Consider the following 22,789-nt stretch of genomic DNA (forward strand, 5'->3'; position numbering starts at 1 on the left):
CTGCAATGGAGGTTAGATACTGGATTCTTATCTTTATCTTTTATATTTCTGCGGTAATTGTCCAAGAGGAGATTAGTATTTGGGATTTTATAGGCTTCTTAATCCTTGTACTTGCGTTTATGGTGAGCCAGAAAAAAAGAATGACCCAAAAGGAGCCCTACATCATCGGGAATTCCACAGAAATCGAATATCTGACCCCTAAAGAGCTGGAGAGAAGACTACAGAACAGAAAGAGGGACAAAGGTCATAATTTGTAGGGGAGACTCTAAAGTAGTTACCACAAGACCCCAAGGATGGAGAGCACGGGTGGAGGATTGAAGTCTGGGATAATCGGAATACTTGAAACAGTAACGGTTAAAGGAGGTAAAGAACTGGCATGGATATTACACTACCACACATTGCTTGAGGATCGAGAAACGCCTAACAATAATATTATTGGGGGCTGAACGTATGAATAGTGGGGACTGGGGTGTACTGGTGCTTGAAACCCTCTGGTTTTTTACAATATTTTTAGCAGCCATACTGATAGCCGCCAAGTATATGGCCGGTGATTCTCAGAGGAAGAAAATCCTGCTGGCAACGGCTCCAATCCTGAGCCTAATAATCTCAGTGTTTGCAATGGTGGCGTATTACCCACCGGAGCAACCGGGCATTCTTCTGGTGGGAGTTGGAGTTACATACGTCATCTACAGGGTTTTCACCCGATTTGACCAGATCCTAAAATGGGGAGGAACCCTGTACAGGACTTTCGAAATCGCAATTCCACTGCTGGCGTTAAGCACGTTTGAAACTCCACAACTGTTCATTGTGAACGCGGCGTTTACAGCGGTTACGTTACTGCTCCTGGAAACCACGAGACGAAAACTGGAGGCCAAACCAGCGAAAACAATATTAGAGACATAATGCCCCAAGAAGAAGCTTCATTAGGAGGACATTGGAGGACTATAACAACGCCACCTAGAGGAACGGTCAATACAGAGAAACCCACATGCCCAGTATTGAGTACCCACTTTCAGGAGAACTGAGGGAAGACTGCGGAAAGGAAAAGGAACAAAACCCACCGCCCCACCGCAAATAGGGGAATATTGAGAAAGGTAACATAGAACGAAATTTAGCCCCTCAACATCCCAGCGATGGCGTCCACAACCTTTTCCTTTTCCACCATCCTTTGCTCGCCGCTCTCCATGTCCCTTATCGTTACCTTGCCCTCCGCGAGGTCCTTCCTTCCGACGAGGACGACGTAAGGCACGTTGAGCCTTCCGGCGTAGTCCAGGGCCTTCCTGAGCTTCCTCCCGGTCAGCTCGTAGTCGGCCTTAACTCCGACCCTTCTGAGGGAGGAGACTATCTCGATGGCGGCCCTTTTGAGCTCCGGCTCCTTTCCAATCGGGATAACGTAAACGTCCGGCCTGAGCTTGGGCTCCGGAATGAGGCCCTTCCACTCGAGTATCGGGATGAGGCGCTCTATGCCTATCGCAAAGCCGGTAGCTGGCGTTGGTTTGCCCCCAAAGACCTCTATGAGGTTGTCGTACCTCCCACCGCCGCCTATTGACCCAATGCCGAGGTCGTTGGGCGCTATGGCCTCAAAGACTATGCTCGTGTAGTAATCGAAGCCCCTAGCGATGCCGAGGTCTATGAGGATCCGGTCTTTAACGCCGTATGCATCGAGGAGGTCGACCAGCCCGTAGAGCCTCTTGATTTCTGCCTCAGCCTCTTCGCTCGTAAAGAGTTCCTCCGCCTTTGGGAGAACCTCGTCGGGCTCCCCCTTAATCTCGATCAGCGAGAGAACCTTCTCAATCCCTTCATCGTCCAGCCCAAATTCCTTCAGGGCACCTATGAAGTCCTCGCGGCTCATCTTGTCCTTCTTGTCTATGAGCCTCATCAGACCTATGTCATCTTTAACGCCGAGCATCCTGGCGAACTCGTCGAGGAGAACGCGGTCGCCTATGTTGACCGTGAAGTCCTTGAGGCCAGTTGCAAGGTAGCTCTCAACGAAGAGGGCTATGACCTCTGCATCGGCCTCAACTCTATCGCTTCCGAGAAGCTCAATGCCGGCCTGCCAGAACTCCCTATAGCGGCCGCTCTGGGGCTCTTCATAGCGGAACATGTTGGCCATGTAGTACCACTTTATCGGCTTGGGCGCGTTCTGGAAGGAGTTGACAAATAGACGGGCAACGCTCGAAGTCATGTCCGGGCGGAGTGAGATGTTCCTGCCGCCCTTGTCGTCGAAGGCGTAGAGCTGTTCGACGACCTCCTCGCCGCTCCTCAGCTGGAAGAGCGTGGTATATTCAAAGGTCGGCGTGAGTACCTCATGAAAGTTATAGCGTTCGAAGACCTCGCGTATTCTCTCAAATACCCATCTCCTCTTGGCCATTTCCTCGGGGAGCAAATCTCGCGTTCCTTTGACCCTCTCAAGTCTAACTTTCATCTTCAACCCTCCTTTTCCTGGGAAAAGCGGAAGAGGTTAAAAGTTTAGCCCAGGGGTTTTCGACATTTATCCAGCAGACGTCATGAGCAGGTATATTCCAACGACGCCCTGCACCATCATCTGCGCCCCAATCGCCATCGTGAACATACCTATTATCCTTATGAAGACACCGAGAGTCGTCTTGCTCACGTTCTTGATGACGTAGAGGGTTATGAACATGGTGAGCGCCGTGAGGAGTATGGCGATGAATATAGCAGCGGTGGCGTGGTAGAGGCCCTTCTCGGCCGTCAGGGTTATCGCGGTGGTTATGGCTGCCGGGCCCGCTATCAGAGGTGTCGCAACAGGAACCGCGGCAAGGGCGAGTATGTTCTTCTCCCTCTTGAGGGTGAGCATTCCGCCGCTCTCAAGGGCCTCCAGACCGATCTTGAAGAGCACGAAGCCACCTGCAACGCGGAGGGCGTTTATGTCTATGTGGAATATCTGCTGGAGGATTATCTGTCCGGAAACCGCGAAGATGAACAGCAGGAGGAAGCCTATCAGGTTCGCCCTCACGATAAGAGTTCTTATGTCCTCTATGTGGAAGTCCTCGCGGAGGAGGCTGACCAGAAGTATCTTATCGCTCGGGTCTATCATGATGAGCATGAAGAGCGCCGAACTGAGTATCGAAAGCCACTCGCTCATGTTCGCCACTGCGGTGAGGGTTTTATAAAGCTATGCCCATAACTGTACTTTGAGCGATGACGAGACCGGCACTGTCTGAGCCGTGATGAGCACTCGGTTGGCCGAGCTAACCCTTTGAGAAGGCGACCTTCAACAGGGGTGGTGTCACGAGCGTCGTCGCCATTACCATCGCTATCGCTATGGAGAAGCTCTGCTGGCTCAGAACCCCTTCAGCCAAGCCTATGTTGGCCATTATCAGGCCAACCTCCATCCTCGGAATCATGCCAACACCTATCTGGATGGACTCATGGAGGTTAAACTTCGAGAGAATCCCACCGATCCCACAGCCGATGACCTTGCCGGCTATCGCCAGGAGGGAGTATATGAACGCAAATGTTCCAGCGGCGAATACGACATGGGCGTCAGTTTCGGCGCCGACTCCGACCAGGAAGACGGGTATGAAGAAGGCATAGCCGAGGGTAACTATCTTGTCGGTTATCTTTCTGGCGTCCTCACTCCCAGCAACGAGTATTCCAGCCAGGTAAGCTCCGGTTATTGCCGCTATCTGGAAGTACTCCGCCAGGTAAGCGAAGACCAGCATGACAACAAGGGCAACGGTGGTAACTGTTTCGGGCAGGTTTATTCTATGGGAACCGCGGAGAACCCTCTTAACAATTCCCCTGCCGAGGAGATAGCTGAAGAAGAAAAACGCGGCTATCTCAACGAGAAGTATGGCTATATCCTGGGTGTAAACAGTTCCTTTGGTGTTCATTCCGACGAGTATCGTGAGTATGATTATGCCCAGTATATCGTCGACAACGGCCGCCGCCAGAATCGCCGCCCCAACGCGCGTTCTGAGACGCTTCATCTCCATAAGGACGCTGGCGGTTAGGCTGACGCTCGTGGCCGTCATGACTCCACCCAGAAACAGGGCCTCCATCTTCGGATAGCCCCACCCAATGGTCACAAAGTAACCGAAGACAAAGGGAAGGGCAACCCCAAGGGAAGCGATAACAAAGGCGGGAAGGCCTACACCCCTGAACTCCTCCATGTCCGTTTCGAGGCCTGCCAGAAAGAGCAACATTATGACACCGAGGTCGGATATGAGCCTCACACCCTCCCCGTATGTGACGAAATCCAGGAGGCTAGGGCCGAGAAGGATTCCCCCCACTATCTGGCCAAGGGCAGCCGGAAAGCCCAGCCTGCTGCTTATGTATCCTCCCAGCTTGGCCGTCACCAGTATCACTGCAAGCTCCAGGAAGACGTCCATGCTCCCACCTGATTGGAGGTTGTCAAAGCGAGACTATGCGGATGAGCCGGATTATATCCTTTACCTCAAGCAGCCCATGAACGCGGCCCTTTTCATCAACCACCGGGAGGTGGTGCTTTCCCGTTTCGAGCATGATCCTTATGGCATGGCCCAGGTTATCATTGATGCTTATGGTTATGGGCTTCGTCACCATGATGTCCCTGACGTAGGTCGCCCTCGTGACTGAATACTTTTTGAGGAGGCCGAATCCCACTATTGAATGCCTCCTTGGGACGTCAAAGAAATGGAGCACATCCTTCATCGTTACAAAACCAACGAGGTATCCCGAGTCATCGACGACCACGGCGGAGCTCTCCTCATCACCCATGTTCTCTATCAGGGTAATAAGAGAGTCGCTGGGTTTAACCTTCAGGAACTCCCTGTCCATGACGACACTGACGGGAACCTTCGAGATGTACCTGATGTTGTGGCTCATCTCCTCCTTTCTCTTAAGCTGGAGGAGCCTCCTCTTGCTGTGGATTATCTTTATCTTCTTCGCCTTGGCGTTTTTAGATTTCTCCCCAGGCATTATCCCACTAAGAACCGTAGTGCCCAATTCTGTTTAAAGGTTTCGGGAAGTCATTGCCATATTGCTGTCGAAATTTGGAACATGAAAAGAGCAAATTAACCAAAAATCTGCCAAAAACTTTTTAAGGGATTTCCCATAAACCTCGGCAAGGGAAATATGGTTTCTGAGAAAACCTACGATGTCGTCATAATCGGCGCCGGCCCGGCGGGGCTTTTTGCGGCCTACGAGCTGGCGGAAAGGAGCGATTTTAAGGTTTTGATAATCGACGAGGGTGGAGACATCGACCAGAGGATATGCCCGATGTACGAGCTCGGCTACTGCATAGGCTGCCAGCCCTGCCACATAATGAGCGGTATCGGCGGTGCTGGAGGACTTAGCGACGGCACGATAAACCTCCGTCCAGACATCGGGGGCGACCTGAGCGAGCTCACCGGGGACGAGAACTACGCCTGGCAGCTCGTCTGGGAGGTAGACAGGATTTTCCTTAGGCACAAGGCACCGAAGAACCTCTTCAAAGGCAACCCCGACCAGGTCAGGTACTGGGAGCAGCGGGCGGCTCAGGCCGGAGTAAAGTTCATCCCGATAATCCAGAGGCACATAGGCTCGGACAGAACGCCCGGGGTTATCGCGGAGGTAAAGCGCCACCTCGAAGGCAAGGGCGTGGAGTTCCTCCTCTGGACGAAGGCCCTGGAATTCGGACAGGGACGGGTGAAGGTAAAGAGGGGAAAGGACATCTTCGACATAAACACCCGTTATATCATCGTCGCTCCGGGCCGCGGCGGCGCGGACTGGTTCCACGAGGTGGCAGGGAGGATAGGCCTCAAAGCCAGACACGGGCCGATCGACGTCGGCGTTAGAGTGGAGGTGCCCGCGATAATCATGGAGCCCATAACGAGCATAAACCACGACCCCAAGTTCCATATATACACCGACACCTACGACGACTTCGTGAGGACCTTCTGCACCAACCCGAACGGCTTCGTGGTTAAAGAACGCTACGACGGCTATGTTGGAGTAAACGGCCACTCGATGCACGAGAAAAAGAGCAACAACACCAACTTCGCATTCCTGACGAGGATAGAGCTCACCGAACCGGTCGAGGACACCACCGCCTACGGGAGGAGCATAGCCCAGCTGGCTACCACGATCGGCGGAGGGAAACCGATACTCCAGAGGCTAGGCGACCTCAGGCGAGGGAGGCGGAGCACATGGGCGCGCATAAGAAGGAGCGACGTCGAGCCGACGCTGAAGCACGTCACTCCAGGGGACATAGCGATGGCCCTGCCGCATCGCGTTGTCACCAACATTTTGGAGGGCCTGGAGAAGCTCGATAAAGTTCTGCCTGGAGTTGCCAGCGACCACACCCTGCTCTACGCGCCCGAGATAAAATACTACGCCATGAAGGTTGAGGTCGATGAGAACCTTGAGACGAGCATCGAGGGTATCTTTGCCGCCGGCGACGGTGCCGGACTGAGCAGGGACATAGTCAACGCGGCCGCGACGGGAATTCTGGCGGCGAGGGGGATACTCAAGAAAGAGGGCCTTTACACGGAGAAGGACTTCAGGAGGCCTGGCAACTGGAAGGAAAGAATTGAGAGGATAACTTAATAATCCGTCCAAACCTATTCTTTCCTTTTCGTCATGATTCAAGTAGTACGCATCTGGATTATTTCCGCCTTCTCAATAATACCACCAACCCAGCAGCACCGATTGAAGTTACTACGGCGAAGAACACAAAGCTAACCGAGGGAATCACTTCCAATGACTGTTTTCGGCCTTCAAATGCCCTCGTCTTCATCACCGCAATCGTAGCGTTTAGTGTAACCGATGACGTCCTAACCGTAAGATAGCTTACTGGCTCTATCTCTGTCGGAGCCTCAAAAGAAGCCGAAACGTTACCGTTGTAAAGCAGGATTCTCCGGGTAGTCAAAAGTACCGTTACATCGCTTCCCGGCTTCCACGTCCCAAGATAAACACTTTCTCCAGGAAAGAATGCATATATGCTCCCGTTCATATCAAAGTAAAGCACCACTATTGGGGAAAGAGATGGATACCTACCTCCAACAGGGCTAATCACAATACCGGGTCCCTTAACGAATGTGATGTTTTCTGCAACATCTATGCTTGTTATTTTGATTTTCAAAATATCCCCATGCGTCATATTTAGGGGTATCCATTTTTCATCAACAGTTGCGTTGATGTGTTTAGTGAAAGTATCTCCACCCTTCACTGTTGGCATGTTGGAAAGTATTACAAACACCACCAGAATCCAACCAGCAGTTCGTGTTCTGTTTCCCATTCTAAATCCCCTCCCATCGTATAATGAGAACTTTGAAAAAATAAAGGAGGCTCAGACTAAGGATGGATGGAATTACAAAAATTAAGGCAGGAACATAGTTGTCAGAGGTTACAGTTGATACAACGGCAAAGAGAGCCAATGCCGAGGCAAACATCAAGATGTTGGAGTTTGGGTCATTCCTCCCCAGTACAGGGACCAGCACATAGAGAGCACTGCAAATAAAGGATAGGAAGACAAGAAGGGGAGTAATACTTTCGGATACATAGAGTATTCTCAAAACAAACAGCAAAACTACAAAGATCAGGCCCAACAATCTCTCTCTAAGGGTTATAGAAAAGATCATCAAAACTAAAGTACCTAAAATGAGCGGTAATATGAGAAAGCTTCCTTTCACAACACCAAAAGCCCCCGCTAGAATGAAATAAATAAAAGATAACAAAGCGCCCAACCTGATCACCTCATTCCCGGCATTTGACTACCTCCAATCAATTTTAAAGTTTCATCGCTGGCTTTTATTACCTCTGGGAGTTTGAGGATATCTTTGTTCTTCTTTTTGAGCCGCTGAAGTGCATCCTTTGCCAAATAGCGAGAGGTCGGATTGTTGTCCATACCAATTACAGCACTATCGGTACCAACTTTCTTAAATACCGCCCCATAGAATTTATACCATTCACCATAGGCATATGTGGCTGTAGCAACCTGTGAATTTTGAGGTACCCTAAATCCTACCGCAAACTCGGCATAGTCATCAAATACAAACCACCACCCAACCCAGCTTGGTTTGGTCCCACTAACTTCCCAGATAAAGTGATGGAGCGAATCGGTTTTTTCATAGTATGAGATAAATGCCCTTGGGATGTAGACGTTAAATCCAATTCCCTCATAGCTAAAAGAAACGGAATTCTGGCTTAATACAATCCCTGCCTGAGGTCTGTGGTTTTCAGGAACTTCTATAGCTGTTGTGGGAAGAACTCCTATATCAACGTACAGATATAGTGGGCCGACCCATCCGTTATTCCTGTACTTTACATCTGTCACTGTGACCTTAACCGCATAATAATCATGATTGGAGTCGGAATCTTCAGTGTTTCTGTAAAGGGCTCCAGATAGTTTCATTATCCCACTAGTGCCATAGGCATAGTCACTGTCTACAACCACTTGAGATGCCATTACGCTCTCTGCCGTTACTCCAAACAGGAGCAGTCCAATGAGGACTGCCATTAGACCCGGCCATCGCATCATGCTCACCTCCCCCGAATTCTTGCATTACCATATGAACAACTTTTCCTTATAAATTTTTTCTTTTACTATAAGTAAGTTTGATTCATTTTTTTTCGAGTGCAAATTTTTTCAGAGTTGGGTTTTGCTCTTAGAATGAACAAAAAGAAGCCAGAGTAAAGGAGTTGCATGACGATGCAATTGTCATTATTAATAAGGAAGGCACCGTTTGTACCCGCAAGGTATATTTAGACCCAGCGCAGATGTTGGTATGAGTGGTTTGGCATGAGCGAGATAATTCAACGACTTTTGCGGAAGAAGGACGGCATTGCCCTGGTAGAGTACCGCTCAACGGACCATCCCGAGAGGATATTCTACGAGATACTGATGGGATGGAGAGAAGTGGGAGTAACCCCACTGATAGTCGACATATGGGACACCCTCCACATCTTCACGCAGAACCTCAGGTTTGCGGGCTTGAGCCTTGAACTTGATGACGTACCCGTGATAAAGGAGAAGGGGACGATAAGGATAGGAAACGTACTCGGCTTGGTGGACGTCATAGAGGACTTTGAACACCATCTGGCATCCTACGGACGGCTGGCAAAGAACGTCCCCGAAAAGAGCAGAAATCACACAATAGTCCTCGGGATGGAGAAGTTCTCATTCACGTTTCTCGACAATCCTCCAAAGCTCGAAAGGTATTTTGAAACCGTAACCCGGAGATACCTCCCGATCAGATGTAAGATGAACTTCCTGTTCCTGAACACCAGCATAGCTTCCGAGTACCTCAGGAAGGGGCTTGAACAGGACTCGGACTATGTGCTCCGGGTTTCTGGAAGAAGGGTGGAACTGCTGAAATTCCCGGAGGTGAGCGAGGATGAGATTTGAGGAGTACCTCGGAACCATAAAGCCCGGAGAAAGCGTCCTCATAGAGCACACATCGCTCTCAAAACATCCTGTCATCTTCCACCTCATAGGGACAAACTACGGCTGGAACAACATGCTGGTAATCGACATAATAGACTCCCTCATGCCAATCCTGAGGTGGCTCAGCATCTCCGGAACCTCCGTCCCGGACAACATCGCCAGGATAAAAGTCGGAGGAACTTCACAATGGGGCAGGGTAATACTCGAAGTAGACCCCCACAAGGATCCCGGCATATTCCTAAGCAGGTTTATCCAGAAGTTGCGGGAGCGTTACTCGAAAAACCCGGGGACTGTTACGTTGATACTGAACCCCGAAAGACTGATACCACTCCAAAACAACAATAGGCGTTTTATACTTGCCCTATCCAATCTCGCCTCGGCTTTCATCGGGAACTCCAAAAGAATAACTTTCTATTTTGTCAACCGAGAGATGGTCGAGGGCATGTATCTGGCCCTTCTTGAGGAAGCTTTTACACGCGTCCTCATCGTCAAAAATGATGGGAGGGTTCTAATAGCCAAGTCCCCCCATCTGGAAGAGGAGGGCATGAGCCTGGAAATATAACCGCGTTTAGGGATTAAAATTAAAAGGCCACCACCTCCTCTATTTTCGGTGAGAGAAATGCCCATGAGGTGCAAGTTCTGCGAGAAGCCAGCTTTCATTAAGCTTCACTACCCAAGAACCTACCTCTGCCCGGAGCACTTCACGGAGTACTTCGAGAGGAAGGTGAAGAGGACAATAGAGCGCTACAAGCTTATCAGACCGGGCGAGAGGATTCTGGTTGTTGTGAGTGGCGGGAAGGACTCAGCGGTTACAGCTTACGTGCTGAAAAAACTCGGCTACGACATCGAGTGCCTCCACATCAACCTGGGCATCGGAGAGTACTCGGAGAAGAGCGAAGAATATGCAAAGAAGCAGTGCGAAGCTCTGGGGGTTCCCCTCCACATCGTCAGGGTTAAGGAGCTTTTGGGCCATGGAATCGGCGAAGTTAGGACGAGACGGCCCACATGCTCCTACTGCGGCTTAACCAAGCGCTACATCTTCAACAAGTTCGCCTACGACAACGGATTTGATGCAGTCGCCACCGGCCACAACCTCGACGACGAGGCGAGCTTCATCTTCGCCAACCTGATGAACTGGAACACGCAGTACCTGGCAAAGCAGGGGCCCGTAACTCCTTCCCAGTTCAACGGAAAGCTCGTGAAGAAGATAAAGCCTCTCTACGAGCTGACCGAGAGGGAGGTCGTGGCGTACGCCCTGGCGAACGGCATAGAGTACCACATCGAAGAATGCCCCCACGCGGTTGGGGCCCCGACCATAGAGTACAAGGGCATACTCAACGATATGGAGGAGAAGAGGCCCGGAACCAAGATAAACTTCGTGAAGGGCTACCTTAGGAAGAAGCACATCTTCGAGGCCGAGCTCCAGGAGAAGGAGTTGAGGGAGTGTAAAGTTTGCGGGATGCCATCGAGCGGGGAGGTATGTTCGTTCTGCAGGTTCTGGCGCATGGAGAAAGCGCTTGATTTCAGCCTCAGAAGGGAGTAATCCATTCCGAAGCACACTTAAACGTTCGATCTTCATCCACAATAGCATACTTTATTAAAGATATCAAACCCAATAGGTATAGGTGACCTGCGGTGAGTGTCCCAGACGGCCTCATGGATACGCTTTGGGAATCCCTCAAAAGGGGTGAGATAGTCCTGATAGAAAGGACAGACAGTGGGGACCAGTACTTTGGGCTATCCCAGTTAATACGGTGGGGAAATGAAAAGGGGTACACAGTGGTGGTTGTGGACATTTTTGACTCGCTTTACCTTCTAAAAGCAAAGGCGAAGCTGGCGGGAATAAACGACGAGATTTTTGATAAAGTCAAAGCGATTAAAATAGGGGGCAAAATCGAAACTGGAGATATACTGGGGTGGATAAGGGACACCTCCGAACCTGTCATACTGGCAAAGAAGTTTGAGGAAACTTACGAGGAAGTCCTAAATTCAGAAGCCCCATTACTGACCGTGGCCGTGGGGCTTGAAAAGCTCTTTGTAACCTCAGAATTCTACCCAAGGAACATTCAGGCCATAATAACCGCCATATCGAGATATGTTGGGGACGAAAGGAGGCTTTCAATACAGTTTCTGAAGGCCAAGGTAATTGACTCATCAAGGAGGTCCGTTGTGGACATCCTTGAGGATATTGCCACCACAGTGATAAGGGTTTCGAGGAAAGACAAGGTTACTGAGTTTTACGTCATAAAATCAATAAACAAGAGCCTGGAAGGACTAACAATCAGGGTTTAAAGGGCCATCCCCATGTGCTTCTTCGCTTTTCTTCTTATTCTGTACATCTCTGGAATCGAATAGTAGCCGTATATCACCATGACCCTGCCCGCTATGATGAGGAGCACCCCGATGTAGACAAGAAGGAGCGGGAGCCCAAGCAACATAAGACCGTACCCCCATATCACCGCGGGAACACCCGAGGCACGGTACAGGTAGTAGTTGGCCAGTATCTCGAAGAGGTACGCCACCGCCAAGAGAACCAGGCCCGCCTTGGCGGAACCGGCCAGAAGAACCAGGACAGCGGCCAGCGATGTTACAACCGCAAACACGACGAATCTGAATATCCTGCTATCCCCGAAAACCTCCGCAAAGCCGTTCATCCCGAGGGCGTACGCTCCGAATCCAAAGAGTGAAACCAGAAAGCCCAGAAAGCCCCCAGCAAGTCCTGCCAGTATCAGCACAACCTGACCTATGACGGCGTTCCTCGCGGCATCCTCTATCATCGTATCACCATTTGAAGTAGAAAATCAGACTTAAAAATATTTTGGAAAATTGTGAGAATGGAGAGTTAAAAACTTAGAGCTCCCTGAATCTAATCCGGAACCTCAGTTCACCGTCCACCGGGAACAGCAGGGTATAGCTGACGCCCTGCTGGATGAAGTCCCATCCAGCTTCGCTCTGACTGAGGGTCTTTATTGGATACTTCCAGACCCTTGCGTTTCTGTCGAGCTCTATCTTCACTCTCCCGATTCCGTAGGGGTCGTTCACCTCAAAGCTTTTCGCCCCGAACTCCTCGGGTTTCTCCATAACGCTGTGAACGGCCAAGTTCAGCTCAACGCCGAAGAGGGCCTTGGCGTCACTCTTTACTGCGTAGTCAACGGCAAAGCCATCATCTTTCAGGTGGAAGACCTTCTCAACCCTCGCAGCCCTTCCCGAGACAGTCCCATCGCGCCAGAGGGCGATGCCCCCATCGGAGGTGCTGTAGTCGTATGCTCCCTTCACGAAGTCACCGAGCTCCAGGTATCTCGCAAGGCGGTACTCATCTATAGCCGTTTCCGGGTCGAGGAAGTGATCCTGAAGGAGCGCCCTGAGGTGGTTGTCGTAGGCAAGTTCCCGCCGTATTTCCTCTGGAATCTGCTTGCCAAGCTCGTGTATGCTCGCAACCCCCTCATCGCCCCCCTCTTCAGGGGTGGCCGCCTCGGGGACTTCGTGGTAGTGCTCCCACCGCCTAGCGAGAACGTCGTTGTAGTTGACCGCCCGTTTCTTTGAGCTGAGCTCGAACAGCGCTCCACCGTAGGAGGGTTTAAACACCGCGTAGAAGCTCTCGTTCTCCAGAAAGACCTCATCGTGGCCGTCGAAGTCTATGTCCCTCACGAAAGTTCCAACCTTCACATGGCTATTCGCCCTGATGATGTTCTCCCAGACCGCCCTCCTGAGGTGGGGGAGGTAGACGCCACCGAAGACGCCGTGCCAGTAGGCGTCGTTGCACTGGGCCTTGAGGATGAACTTTCTCGCCTCGGGGTTTTCCCTCACCAGCTTGCTCACCATCAGCATTCTCTTGTGCATGTAGTTGCTCTCGGGGTACTTGAAGAAGAAGTTCTTCCAGATTCCGCCGCGGACGAAAACCCTGTATTTCTCAAACTTTCCGTGCTTCTTCAGTGTCTCCACGAATTCAACGAAGAGCTTCGCCTGCTCCGCCGGAAGGCTCCACTCGCTCATCTCGAAGTAGGAAGCTATCGGGAGGTACACAATGCCCCTCGGCTTAAATCTCGAAAGGTACTCCGAGTAGAGGGTCAGGCTTATCCTCTCATCGCTTGAAACTCTATCAAAGAACTCCCTGAGCCAGCCCTTTTCATACACCCACTCGTATGTTCCGGGCCAGACCCCGAACTTCTCACCGTCGTCGTGGAAGACAGCAACCTTGCTCCCGTCGCCGTCGTCGAGGGAATGGAGGTACTCGATTGTCTTCTCAACCGGACGGAAGGGTATAAGGTAGCGCAACTTCTCGTCTATCGGAAAAACGGCTATTACCTCCCCGCCGTCCTCCGTGTAGTAAGGCCAGAAGAGTTCTTCCTTGCTCAGACCGGCGCTCATAAAGTGGTAGTCGTCAACGATGACGTACTCTATACCAGCCTGGCGGAGGCTCTTTACGAGCTCCGGCTGCCACACACGCTCGGTAAGCCAGACGCCCTTGGCATCGTAGCCGAGCCTCCTGGCGAAGTCCTTGAGGAGTTTTATCTGCTCTATCCTGTCCTCCTTCGGAATCGCCGCCAGAACGGGTTCATAAAAGCCCGCAACCACTATCTCAAGCTGTCCTTTCCGAACAAGGGAACGGAGAAGGTCAATATACTCGGGACGGTTCTCCTCCAGCCATTCAAGGAGGGGACCGCTTATATGGACCGCGACCTTCATGTTCGGGTAGTCTTCAAGTATCTCCATGAACGGCCGGTAGGAACGCTCGTAGGCACTCTCCAAGACCCAACCGAAGTTACCGAGAGGCTGATGGTTATGGATCCCGAATATGAAGTTCACCATGGCAACCACCCCTGTTATCACTACCAGTGATATGGAAAGAAAAGCATATAAACCTTTTTCTCTAAATATTCACTAACGGTGACTACCGTACACCCTTGGGGATTATGCACCACTGGAGGTGTGTAGATTGAAGAAAAAGGTAGCGCTGGTATTGATGGCGGTTCTCGTTCTCAGCCTGGTGCCCTTTGGCAGGTTTGCAAGTGCCCTCTATGGAACCAAGATCATAGACGGAAGTTTAAGCGACTGGACGGCCTCGGATTTGATAGCTACAGGAGTTCCAAGTGGTATTCCTGGAGCAGATTTGGACAGGCTCTATGTGGCATGGGATGACCAGTACCTGTACATTGCCATTAAAACAAACAATACTGCCAAATACTGGCCCGACTATGGCATAGCCATTGATATTGACCCGGGGAGTGGTAATGGGGGAACCACTGACCCCTGGGCAAAGAACATACAGTTTTCGGGGCAGTTCCTTCCAGATTACATAATCTACGCTGAGGCTCAAGATGGACAAATTGTCTGGATGGGGATGCACGACTGGACAGGAAGTGGATGGGGAAGCATGGGGAATGTAAAGGACATAGGAGATTACGCTTACGTTGGTGGGAACCAAGGAATCCAGACTATAGAGATAAAAATCCCATGGAACACCATAGGAGGAAAGCCGAACAGCATCGGGATAATTGTGTGGGCTGCTGGAAACAATGATGGGGACTCGGCAGTTGATACACTTCCCGTTGATCCAGCTATAGACTACTCAAATATAAACAATGAATGGACTGATCCAGACACACTCACCAACTTTGCAGAGATATACGTCGGCGCTAAGACCATAGACGGCGACCTGAGTGATTGGAGTGCCAACGAGTTAGCCGCAGAAGATACCATCGGAGCCGGAGAACGGGGAGGCAACCTCACAAAGCTCTACGTCTCATGGGATGACCAGTATCTCTACATAGCCATTGAAACGAACAACACTGAGAACGCGGGCCCTTGGGGAATGGCATATGGCTTTGGAATTGACGTTGACCCCGGAACCGGAAATGGCTATACAGGAACAAGCGACGCATGGGATAGAAGCATAAGCTTCGGAAACGGGTACGCCATAGATTATGAAGTTTATTTCTGGTGGGATCAGGGAAGTGCATCAATAACAACTGCACAGCTCAACACATACAACGGTGGCTGGGACTGGCCAAATCTCGTTGACAGGGGAGGCAAGTATGCATACATGGGGGACTCTACCAACGGCCTTAAGACCCTCGAAATAGCCATACCCTGGTCAGCAATTGGAGGCAAACCCAAAAAGCTTGCAATAGCTGCGTGGGTGACGGGAGACAGCGGCAGTGCCGTGGATATACTCCCGGATGAAAGTGCCGCAAATGACAGCCCGGATGAGAGAACCGACAGCGACACAATAACAAAAATGGCGGACTTTGAAATATTCATCCCAGTTCCTGAGTTAACGATTTCCCTCAGTGGCCCGAGTGTCGTCGGCATCAATAGAGTCGCAAGGTACAATATCACCGTTGAAAACAAGGGATCCGTGGCTACTACAGGCGCAACTGTCAGGGTATACATCAACGGCAACATTTACGCCAACTGGACAACCGATCTCGCGGCCGGGGAGAGCAGGTGGTTCCTCTTCAACTGGAGCCCGAACGCCGCAGGGACGTACACCATAAGGGCAGTCGTTGACGAGGACAACCTCATCCCCGAGGCCAACGAGAACAACAACGAGTTCACTATGGACGTCCAGGTTGTCTGGGTGGGCAGCATAGACGTCGACGGGAACCCCGACGACTGGCCGGCGGTTAGCATCGCCCCGAACTCATACACTGTCCAGAACGGCGTCTTCGTATGGAGCGACGCTACGAACGACCAGAAGCACGACAAGGATCAGTGGCTACCAGGAGGGACTTCAGCCCACGCTGACCTGACGGAGGTTGGCGTCACCAAGGACGACCGCTACGTGTACTTCCTCTTCAAGTTCGCCAACATGAGCAACATAAAAATCGGGGACAACGGTGCCACGTTCATAGCCGTTCCAATAGACTATAAGGACGGTGGAGCTACGTGGTTCGCCGGTGAAATGGACACCAACGGGGTCCTTCAGTGGGACATCCAGATGGCCATAAACCTCGGGGGGAGCCAGTACACGGGCCAAACCTCAGCCGTAGCCTCCGCCGGAACGGGCAAGACCTCCCTGCTGTACTTTGTAGATCCCGCCGGAAACATCGTGCAGGTCAGCGGCGCCCTCGTTGGAATTAACCTCCACAAGAACACTGTTGAGGTTAGAATCCCGCTGAGCGTCTTTGGAGGAGCCAAGGAGTTCAGCTTCCAGGTTGCAACGGGCTTCAGCTACGGTCCGGCCGTCTGGAACTTCGGAGACCCGTTCGCGAACGATGGAATAAGCGACATAGTTGATACCATAACCAAGGAGCCGAGCACCACAGAGGAGCTCTCCGATAACATCCCCGATTACTACATCAGGATCAGAATGGACAACATCGTTGAGAGTGCCACTCTGGTCAGTGTCAAAATGCAGAGGCTAATCCAGTACCAGAACTCCTTTGTCATGCTCAACAGGTTCTACGGTATACGGCATTTCGAAAGGGACTACTCCAGCTACAGCACCCTCATGGAGAAGCTGAGCAATATGCCGCTCACTGACGACATGAAGGACAGGCTCAACGAGCTCAAAAATGAGGTCATGGATCTCCTGAAGCTCTACAACGAGGGCAAAGAGCTGATAGACAGCCCGAACTATGCGTTCGGTGCCTCACTTAAGATATACCGGGCCTACACCGGAATGAAAAAGATAGTCAGAGAAATGGAGTCAATGGTCGAAAAGGCCCAGAGCGGCGAGCTGGAAAGGGAAAAACACATGCAGGAGCTCGCCAAGAACCTCACCAAGACCATAGACGGCAACCTCGACGACTGGAACGTCCAGCCCATAGCCGTTGATGAGACCGGCTACGGGCAGGACGGTGCAAACCTCAAGGCCCTCTACGTCGACTACGACGACCAGTTCCTCTACATAGCCCTCACCACGGAGAACAAGGCATCGTGGAGGGTTGCCTACGGCATAGCGATGGACTACAAGGACGGAGGCTACACTGCCGGAACCGACGCATGGGGCAGGAAGGTTGGTTTCAGCCAGGGCGTGGACGCGCAGCTGTACTTCTTCTGGAACGGTGAGTTCTTCGGAGACAAGGGAACCAGCAACATAACCAGTGCACAGTTTGTCGTATGGGACGGTTCGGCATGGAAGTACGAGGAGCTCAAATGGGTTGGATTCTACGCCTACACAGGGGGAGCGGAGAACGGACTTCAGACCCTTGAGATAGCCATCCCCTGGGAGGCCCTCGGAGGAAAGCCGGAGAAGCTCAGTATGGTGGCATATGTAACGGGACAGGGTGCCGGCGATTCTGCCGTTGACAGCCTGCCGCTCCAGGACGCCGTCAAGGACAAAGCGCCCGGCGAAGAGTGGGGCGACGAGGACACGTTTACCAAGTTCGCCACGGTCACCATAGAGTGACCTCCATCCACTCTTTTCTACCATTTTATGCGGTCTCATTGATGTACATTGAGAACGTAGAATAAAAATCAGGCCAGGAAAAGCGCCGCGATATACAGCACAACCGCTATCGCCAGCTGGTTTGAAAAGTTGTCATCCAGCTGTTCCCCCGGATCCTTCCCCGGCGGGAAACCATAGAACTCCACAAGCATGCCAGTTAGAGAACCAAGGACTGCCAAAAGGGGCCCTACAAGGGGCCAGAGCGTCAGAAGTCCGGACAGGAAATACGCGGCACTGCCCTCAAGGCTCTTGCCGTTGCTGAAGCGATGCCTGCCCAGGGATTTGCCGACTATAGCCGCCAGGGCATCCCCCACGGTTGCAACCGTGATGGCCCCTATCGCTATCTCCATGGGAAAGAAGTAGACAATGATAAACGCCGCCGCGGCAAAGTATATGTGGGCTGCCACGCGGTAGCGTTCGTGCTCCCTCGTTATCTCCCGTATCTGCTTCTCCAGAACCTCAACGCGCTCGAAGACGTCGTTGTCAACGTATATCTTAAGCCTCCTCTTGATGTTGTCCCTCAGCTCCTCGATTATCCTGAAGGGTTCGAGCACGACGAAAAGGAAAAAGGCCACGCCTATGAGGGTGAGGGTGACCTCCCTGCCGAAGAGCAGGTACGAGACTGGAACAAGAAGGCCGGTGAGGTGAAGGGACTTACGCTTCAGCTCGTTTTTCATGCTCACGCCTTATCACCTCCAGGGCCTCCATGAGGTCTTTGACCACGTAATCGGCGTGCTTTGCGAGCCTCCCCTTGAAATACCCCCTGCTGACGAGTATTGTAACGGCCCCTATTTCCCTCCCGCCCCTCATGTCAGTGTCGTCCCTGTCGCCGACCATGTAGACCTCGTCCTCGTGGGGAAAGAGCCGCCTAGCCAGGCGAAAGTTGTGGGGGTCGAGCTTGCTGTGCCCGGTCTCTCCGCTGATTACAAGTGCATCGAAGTAGTCCTTTATGCCGAGGTATTCGAGCTTCTTCCTCTGCCATCTGGTCGAGGAGTCAGTTACGAGCACTATCCGGGCACCCATCCCTCTGAGCCCCTCAAGGAAAGGAACCGCGTCCGGGAACAGCTTCAGGTTTGAGAAAAAGACCCTGTCCACGAGCTCCTGTATCTCATCGAGCTCCTCCGGCGAGATGCCAACGTATATCTTTCTGAGGAGCCTCTCCACGATTTTATCGAGGTCCATCATGTGGAGCTCCCGGGACTGCTCAAGCTCGCGGTAGCGGGCGGTGAGTATGTAGAAGAACGCCTTAAACTTCCTCCGTTTCAGAAGGAAAGGGATGAGACGGAGTATCGTATATTTTCCGGCCTCCCACGTGTTGCAGAGGGTATCATCCAGGTCAACGAGCACAAGCATGTTGGAGAATTTGGCTCCCCGGCATTTAAACCCTTTGGATAAGTTTTAAAAGATGACGGAAAAGTCTTCAACGTATGGATAAGGGGAGCCTGCTCATACTGGCCGGCATGGGAATGATACTGCTCGGATTCCTGCTAGTCTTTATTGGAACAGCAGTTTTGGCCCTCGGCGGTGAAGGCGAAGTGGAGGGCGGCGGGGTTATAATGATAGGCCCGGTGCCAATAATCTTCGGGACGGGCAGGGGCGTGGGCATTGCAGTGATACTCGCGATAATACTGATGGCACTCTGGATAATAGGGGCTCTGCTCGCGAGGAGGGGATGACGTGGACTTTCTGCCTGCGCTGGCAATTCTCCTAGTCGTTGCAAAGAGCATCGAATGGCTCTTTGAGCGCGTCAACATACACCCGATAATAGCCCACGTCCTGACCGGTGTTCTGCTGGGGCCCTTCGTGCTGGGCGTCATCGAACCGACGGAAGAGCTGGGGGTTTTGGCGGAGTTTGGGCTGATAATGATGATGCTCTACATGGGACTCACCAGCAACTTCTCGGCGATAGCACAGAACACCAAGAAGGCAGTCGTGGTCGCCAGCCTTGGGGTTGCGTTCTCGTTCATCCTGGGCTTCATCACTGTGATGTACTTCGGCAAGGGCACAACTGCGGCAATATTCATAGGAATAACTCTCGGAAACACGGCCATAGAGGTGACAAGCGGGGTCCTGGCCAAGGAACGCGTCAAGAGGGAAGTCTCGTCAATTATCATGGGTGCAGCGTTCGCCGACGACATAATGGCAGTCTACCTCATAGGCATCATAACGGCCCTCGCCGGAGGGGGCCTCGACATAGTCTCCTTTGGAATTTTGACCGTCAAGATATTCACGTTCATAGCGGCCACTCTCCTCATCTCCGAGTACGTCTTCAAGAGGGCAAGGTGGTTCTACTCAATCGTCAGGAACCTGAACGTCTTCTTCACATTCACCCTCATCCTGACCTTTGCACTCGCAATCATAGCCGAGAAAGCCGGCCTCAACCAGATAATCGGTGCCTACCTGGCCGGTCTCACAATAAGCCGGCTGAGGGAAAGGAAGGACCCCCTTGTGGTCACCCGGATAAAGCTGAACGAGCTCATAGAAGACCTGCAGGTGGTCCTCACCGAGTTCTTCATACCCCTGTTCTTCATCTACGTCGGGCTCATGTTTAACCCCCCAACGGCAGGAATGAGCCTTACACTCATAGGGGCCCTTTACCTCTCAGCAGTTCTCGGGAAGCTCCTCGGGTGCGGCCTGGGGAGCAAGCTCTTCGGCCTCAGCTGGAGGGACTCAATACTGGTCGGCATAGGCATGGGGGGAAGGGGAAGCCTGGAGCTGGCCATACTGACCTTCGGCCTTTCAGCGGGGCTGATAGACCAGGTTCTCTTTGCCAGCTTCATAGCCGTCTCGATGCTGACCGCGCTGACGACCCCGCTGTTCTTCAAGGCCTATATCCAGAGGGCAAAAGCTTAAATCCCTCCCCGAGGAGTAGTGCCAGGCTGGTGAGAGGATGTTTCCGAGAAAAGGTGCGGGCGAGGAAGAGGTTCTGGAGGAGCTTGAAGAAAAAACATCTTTAGATCTGACATTCGACTCCGGAAGGATACTCGGCTCGATGTGCACTTATCCCCATCCCTTTGCCGTTGAGATCGTTAGGAGGTACATAGACAGGAACCTCGGCGATCCCGGTTTGCACGTGGGCAGCCAGAGGATCGAGGAGGAAGCAGTTGGGATGCTCTCGAACCTCCTGGGCCTAGAGAAGGGCTACGGACACATAGTCTCCGGCGGCACGGAGGCCAATATTCTGGCGGTGCGGGCCTTCCGGAACATCGCAGAGGTCGAAAGGCCAGAGCTGGTTCTTCCGGAGAGTGCCCACTTCTCCTTCCTGAAGGCAAGCGAGATGCTTGGGGTCAAACTCGTCTGGGCAAAGCTGAGGGAGGACTACTCCGTCGATGTTGATGACGTTGAGGCTAAAATCACGGACAAGACCATAGGAATAGTCGGAATCGCGGGGACAACGGGGCTCGGCGTTGTGGATAATATTCCCGCTCTGAGCGACCTGGCCATCGACTACGGCCTTCCGCTCCACGTTGATGCGGCCTTTGGCGGCTTCGTGATACCCTTCGCCAAGGAACTCGGCTACGACATCCCCGACTTTGACTTCAGGCTGAGGGGCGTGAAGAGCATAACCATAGACCCCCACAAGATGGGAATGGTGCCCATCCCTGCCGGGGGGATAATCTTCAGGGAAAAGAAGCTCCTTGAGGCAATAAGCGTTCCCGCACCGTACCTCGCAGGGGGCAAGGTCTGGCAGGCCACCATAACCGGAACCAGGCCGGGAGCAAGTGCATTGGCCGTGTGGGCGATGATAAAACACCTCGGCTTCGAGGGCTACAAGGAGATCGTAAGGGAGGCTATGGATCTTAGCAGGTGGTTCGCGGAGGAACTGAAAAAAATCCCCGGAGTTTACCTCATCAGGGAGCCCGTTCTCAACATAGTATCCTTTGGAACCAAGAACCTTGAGGAGGTCGAGGAGGAACTGAAGAGGCGCGGCTGGGGCATAAGCGCCCACAGGGGCTACATCAGAATCGTCATGATGCCCCACGTGAAGAGGGAGCACCTGGAAGAGTTTTTGAAGGACCTGAGGGAGGTCGTGCTGGGACGTTAATAACACGATTTAATATCCCGATACTAAAACTGAGACATCACTCCGTAACCCCCTTTATGTCGACGTGGACGAAGGCGACCTCCACCTCGGGGATTTCCTCTATCCTCTTCTTGACCTCCTCGCTGATATCGTGGGCCTCTTTCAGTGTGAGTTCCGGAGGCACCTCTACGTGGAGCTCAACATGGAGCTTGTTCCCAACGTAGTGGGCCCTCAGGTCGTGGACGCCGAGGACGTTCGGAACGTTTAAGGCGGTCTTCTTTATCCTCTCACACACCTCAAAGGGTGGAGCCTGGCCGGTCAGGTAGCCGAGGTTCCTCAGGATTATATCAAAGGAGACCCTCACAAGAAATAGGGCCACGACAAGGCCCGCAAGGGAGTCGCCGTAACCAAACCCAAACCTCTGGGCCACAAGCCCAACGAGAACGGCCACGCTGCTCAGCGCGTCGCTCCTGTGGTGGTAGGCGTCCGCTATGAGTATCTGACTGTTGAGCTTCTTACCAACGTAAACCGAATAGCGGAACATGGCTTCTTTGGAGAGGATGGACAGAACCGTGACGCCGAGCATTATGGAGTTGACCTGGATAGTGCCCCCGTGGAGGATACGGTAAACCGCATCCCTGCCTATCTCGTAGGCCACTATGAGGAGCGCCTCACCGATTAAGAACGCCACCAGAGGCTCGAAGCGGGAGTGGCCAAAGGGGTGGCTCCTGTCAGGCGGTTTGGAGGATATCTTTATCCCAGCGTAGCCTATGACGCTTGTGATGACATCGCTCAAGGAGTGGACTCCGTCCGAGATGAGGGCTATGCTCGAATACATGAGCCCTACGATGACCTTGATGAGCGAGAGCACCACGTTCCCTGCTATGCTGACCCCTATCGGCCTGTATATTTCCTCCACGGTATCACCACAATTTTGTGCATATGCACACAATATTTAAACCTTGCCATCACCATTCGGATATTTAACTTTATTAGGTTTTCC

At 52.3% G+C, this 22,789-nt stretch carries 24 protein-coding genes; 12 read left to right on the plus strand and 12 right to left on the minus strand.

What is annotated here, in order from left to right; genetic code table 11:
- Positions 1-5 precede the first annotated feature (5 nt).
- Genes NUS69_RS08710 through NUS69_RS08720 form a run of 3 tightly spaced genes read left to right on the plus strand, consistent with a single transcriptional unit; the run spans position 6 to position 903 of the window.
- Positions 6-257: a hypothetical protein gene (locus NUS69_RS08710; protein ID WP_258083408.1), complete on the plus strand. Its 252-nt coding sequence runs from the start codon at positions 6-8 to the stop codon at positions 255-257.
- Positions 258-314: 57 nt separating this feature from the next.
- Entirely contained in the window at positions 315-446 is a 132-nt protein-coding gene (locus NUS69_RS08715) for a hypothetical protein (RefSeq protein ID WP_258083409.1), read from the plus strand.
- A gap of 31 nt (positions 447-477) precedes the next feature.
- Positions 478-903: a hypothetical protein gene (locus NUS69_RS08720; RefSeq protein ID WP_258083410.1), complete on the plus strand. Its 426-nt coding sequence runs from the start codon at positions 478-480 to the stop codon at positions 901-903.
- A gap of 208 nt (positions 904-1,111) precedes the next feature.
- Here NUS69_RS08720 and hisS read toward each other — a convergent pair whose 3' ends face one another.
- The 4 genes from hisS to NUS69_RS08740 all read right to left on the minus strand — a co-directional run bounded on the left by hisS (position 1,112) and on the right by NUS69_RS08740 (position 4,923).
- The gene (gene hisS / locus NUS69_RS08725; RefSeq protein WP_258083411.1) at positions 1,112-2,425 is read right to left on the minus strand and encodes a histidine--tRNA ligase; all 1,314 of its coding nucleotides are present in this window, start codon (positions 2,423-2,425) and stop codon (positions 1,112-1,114) included.
- Between the two features lie 66 nt (positions 2,426-2,491).
- Positions 2,492-3,106 carry a MarC family protein gene (locus NUS69_RS08730; RefSeq protein ID WP_258083412.1) on the minus strand — a complete coding sequence of 205 codons (615 nt, stop codon included), beginning with the start codon at positions 3,104-3,106 and terminating at the stop codon, positions 2,492-2,494.
- Between the two features lie 106 nt (positions 3,107-3,212).
- Positions 3,213-4,355 carry a cation:proton antiporter gene (locus NUS69_RS08735; RefSeq protein WP_258083413.1) on the minus strand — a complete coding sequence of 381 codons (1,143 nt, stop codon included), beginning with the start codon at positions 4,353-4,355 and terminating at the stop codon, positions 3,213-3,215.
- A 22-nt stretch (positions 4,356-4,377) separates the two neighbouring features.
- Entirely contained in the window at positions 4,378-4,923 is a 546-nt protein-coding gene (locus NUS69_RS08740; protein ID WP_258083414.1) for a CBS domain-containing protein, read from the minus strand.
- A gap of 156 nt (positions 4,924-5,079) precedes the next feature.
- On the opposite strand from NUS69_RS08740, the gene NUS69_RS08745 reads away from it, so the two are divergent.
- A complete protein-coding gene (locus tag NUS69_RS08745) occupies positions 5,080-6,531 on the plus strand; it encodes an NAD(P)/FAD-dependent oxidoreductase (protein WP_258083415.1) in 1,452 nt (483 codons plus the stop codon).
- A 58-nt stretch (positions 6,532-6,589) separates the two neighbouring features.
- Here the strand turns inward: NUS69_RS08745 and NUS69_RS08750 are convergent, their stop codons facing one another.
- Genes NUS69_RS08750 through NUS69_RS08760 form a run of 3 tightly spaced genes read right to left on the minus strand, consistent with a single transcriptional unit; the run spans position 6,590 to position 8,464 of the window.
- Positions 6,590-7,222 (minus strand): hypothetical protein, encoded by a 633-nt coding sequence (locus NUS69_RS08750; RefSeq protein ID WP_258083416.1) that lies wholly within the window; start codon positions 7,220-7,222, stop codon positions 6,590-6,592.
- 1 nt (position 7,223) lies between these two features.
- The gene (locus NUS69_RS08755) at positions 7,224-7,670 is read right to left on the minus strand and encodes a hypothetical protein (protein ID WP_258083417.1); all 447 of its coding nucleotides are present in this window, start codon (positions 7,668-7,670) and stop codon (positions 7,224-7,226) included.
- A 5-nt stretch (positions 7,671-7,675) separates the two neighbouring features.
- Positions 7,676-8,464, minus strand: coding sequence for a hypothetical protein (locus NUS69_RS08760; RefSeq protein WP_258083418.1), 789 nt, complete (start codon positions 8,462-8,464; stop codon positions 7,676-7,678).
- Positions 8,465-8,725: 261 nt separating this feature from the next.
- Between NUS69_RS08760 and NUS69_RS08765 the strand changes: the two genes are divergently transcribed.
- From NUS69_RS08765 to NUS69_RS08780, 4 genes are all read left to right on the plus strand, one after another.
- Positions 8,726-9,331, plus strand: a complete 606-nt coding sequence (locus NUS69_RS08765; RefSeq protein ID WP_258083419.1) for a DUF257 domain-containing protein — start codon at positions 8,726-8,728, stop codon at positions 9,329-9,331.
- A complete protein-coding gene (locus NUS69_RS08770) occupies positions 9,321-9,932 on the plus strand; it encodes a DUF257 domain-containing protein (protein WP_258083420.1) in 612 nt (203 codons plus the stop codon). Before NUS69_RS08765 ends, NUS69_RS08770 begins: the two co-directional genes overlap by 11 nt.
- A 63-nt stretch (positions 9,933-9,995) precedes the next feature.
- A complete protein-coding gene (gene ttuA, locus NUS69_RS08775) occupies positions 9,996-10,913 on the plus strand; it encodes a tRNA-5-methyluridine(54) 2-sulfurtransferase (RefSeq protein ID WP_258085061.1) in 918 nt (305 codons plus the stop codon).
- Positions 10,914-11,005: 92 nt separating this feature from the next.
- On the plus strand, positions 11,006-11,662 hold the full coding sequence (locus tag NUS69_RS08780; protein ID WP_258083421.1) for a DUF257 domain-containing protein: 657 nt from the start codon (positions 11,006-11,008) through the stop codon (positions 11,660-11,662).
- On the opposite strand, the gene NUS69_RS08785 is transcribed toward NUS69_RS08780, so the two are convergent.
- Entirely contained in the window at positions 11,659-12,147 is a 489-nt protein-coding gene (locus NUS69_RS08785; RefSeq protein WP_258083422.1) for a hypothetical protein, read from the minus strand. The two genes, NUS69_RS08780 and NUS69_RS08785, sit on opposite strands and share 4 nt — an antisense overlap.
- A gap of 73 nt (positions 12,148-12,220) precedes the next feature.
- Complete coding sequence (locus NUS69_RS08790; RefSeq protein ID WP_258085062.1) at positions 12,221-14,179, minus strand: alpha-amylase/4-alpha-glucanotransferase domain-containing protein; 1,959 nt, start codon at positions 14,177-14,179, stop codon at positions 12,221-12,223.
- 118 nt (positions 14,180-14,297) lie between these two features.
- Between NUS69_RS08790 and NUS69_RS08795 the strand changes: the two genes are divergently transcribed.
- A complete protein-coding gene (locus NUS69_RS08795) occupies positions 14,298-17,723 on the plus strand; it encodes a CARDB domain-containing protein (RefSeq protein ID WP_308686506.1) in 3,426 nt (1,141 codons plus the stop codon).
- 68 nt (positions 17,724-17,791) lie between these two features.
- Here NUS69_RS08795 and NUS69_RS08800 read toward each other — a convergent pair whose 3' ends face one another.
- Both NUS69_RS08800 and NUS69_RS08805 read right to left on the minus strand, forming a co-directional pair.
- The gene (locus tag NUS69_RS08800; RefSeq protein WP_258083424.1) at positions 17,792-18,445 is read right to left on the minus strand and encodes a diacylglycerol/polyprenol kinase family protein; all 654 of its coding nucleotides are present in this window, start codon (positions 18,443-18,445) and stop codon (positions 17,792-17,794) included.
- The gene (locus NUS69_RS08805) at positions 18,417-19,115 is read right to left on the minus strand and encodes an HAD family hydrolase (protein WP_258083425.1); all 699 of its coding nucleotides are present in this window, start codon (positions 19,113-19,115) and stop codon (positions 18,417-18,419) included. The genes NUS69_RS08800 and NUS69_RS08805 overlap by 29 nt, the downstream gene beginning before the upstream one ends.
- Positions 19,116-19,189: 74 nt before the next feature.
- Here NUS69_RS08805 and NUS69_RS08810 point away from each other — a divergent pair, with 74 nt between their 5' ends.
- From NUS69_RS08810 to mfnA, 3 genes are read left to right on the plus strand one after another with little or no spacing between them, the layout of a single operon-like run.
- On the plus strand, positions 19,190-19,438 hold the full coding sequence (locus NUS69_RS08810; protein WP_258083426.1) for a TIGR00304 family membrane protein: 249 nt from the start codon (positions 19,190-19,192) through the stop codon (positions 19,436-19,438).
- A 1-nt stretch (position 19,439) separates the two neighbouring features.
- Positions 19,440-20,615, plus strand: a complete 1,176-nt coding sequence (locus tag NUS69_RS08815) for a cation:proton antiporter (RefSeq protein WP_258083427.1) — start codon at positions 19,440-19,442, stop codon at positions 20,613-20,615.
- 37 nt (positions 20,616-20,652) lie between these two features.
- On the plus strand, positions 20,653-21,807 hold the full coding sequence (mfnA, locus tag NUS69_RS08820; RefSeq protein WP_258083428.1) for a tyrosine decarboxylase MfnA: 1,155 nt from the start codon (positions 20,653-20,655) through the stop codon (positions 21,805-21,807).
- Positions 21,808-21,844: 37 nt separating this feature from the next.
- On the opposite strand, the gene NUS69_RS08825 is transcribed toward mfnA, so the two are convergent.
- Positions 21,845-22,705: a cation diffusion facilitator family transporter gene (locus NUS69_RS08825; protein ID WP_258083429.1), complete on the minus strand. Its 861-nt coding sequence runs from the start codon at positions 22,703-22,705 to the stop codon at positions 21,845-21,847.
- Between the last annotated feature and the right edge of the window lie 84 nt (positions 22,706-22,789).

Origin of the sequence: Thermococcus thermotolerans (genome assembly GCF_024707485.1) — an archaeon.
GTDB lineage: Archaea > Methanobacteriota_B > Thermococci > Thermococcales > Thermococcaceae > Thermococcus > Thermococcus thermotolerans.

Bases quoted from the DNA above. Each gene is read 5' to 3' on its own strand.
- NUS69_RS08760 (WP_258083418.1), bottom strand. From the start codon at position 8,464: ATGATGCGATGGCCGGGTCTAATGGCAGTCCTCATTGGACTGCTCCTG.
- NUS69_RS08730 (WP_258083412.1), bottom strand. From the start codon at position 3,106: ATGAGCGAGTGGCTTTCGATACTCAGTTCGGCGCTCTTCATGCTCATC.
- NUS69_RS08790 (WP_258085062.1), bottom strand. From the start codon at position 14,179: ATGGTGAACTTCATATTCGGGATCCATAACCATCAGCCTCTCGGTAAC.
- NUS69_RS08710 (WP_258083408.1), top strand. From the start codon at position 6: ATGGAGGTTAGATACTGGATTCTTATCTTTATCTTTTATATTTCTGCG.
- NUS69_RS08805 (WP_258083425.1), bottom strand. From the start codon at position 19,115: ATGCTTGTGCTCGTTGACCTGGATGATACCCTCTGCAACACGTGGGAG.
- NUS69_RS08785 (WP_258083422.1), bottom strand. From the start codon at position 12,147: ATGATAGAGGATGCCGCGAGGAACGCCGTCATAGGTCAGGTTGTGCTG.
- mfnA (WP_258083428.1), top strand. From the start codon at position 20,653: ATGTTTCCGAGAAAAGGTGCGGGCGAGGAAGAGGTTCTGGAGGAGCTT.
- NUS69_RS08765 (WP_258083419.1), top strand. From the start codon at position 8,726: ATGAGCGAGATAATTCAACGACTTTTGCGGAAGAAGGACGGCATTGCC.
- NUS69_RS08740 (WP_258083414.1), bottom strand. From the start codon at position 4,923: ATGCCTGGGGAGAAATCTAAAAACGCCAAGGCGAAGAAGATAAAGATA.
- NUS69_RS08745 (WP_258083415.1), top strand. From the start codon at position 5,080: ATGGTTTCTGAGAAAACCTACGATGTCGTCATAATCGGCGCCGGCCCG.
- NUS69_RS08770 (WP_258083420.1), top strand. From the start codon at position 9,321: ATGAGATTTGAGGAGTACCTCGGAACCATAAAGCCCGGAGAAAGCGTC.
- NUS69_RS08810 (WP_258083426.1), top strand. From the start codon at position 19,190: ATGGATAAGGGGAGCCTGCTCATACTGGCCGGCATGGGAATGATACTG.
- hisS (WP_258083411.1), bottom strand. From the start codon at position 2,425: ATGAAAGTTAGACTTGAGAGGGTCAAAGGAACGCGAGATTTGCTCCCC.
- NUS69_RS08750 (WP_258083416.1), bottom strand. From the start codon at position 7,222: ATGGGAAACAGAACACGAACTGCTGGTTGGATTCTGGTGGTGTTTGTA.
- NUS69_RS08735 (WP_258083413.1), bottom strand. From the start codon at position 4,355: ATGGACGTCTTCCTGGAGCTTGCAGTGATACTGGTGACGGCCAAGCTG.
- ttuA (WP_258085061.1), top strand. From the start codon at position 9,996: ATGAGGTGCAAGTTCTGCGAGAAGCCAGCTTTCATTAAGCTTCACTAC.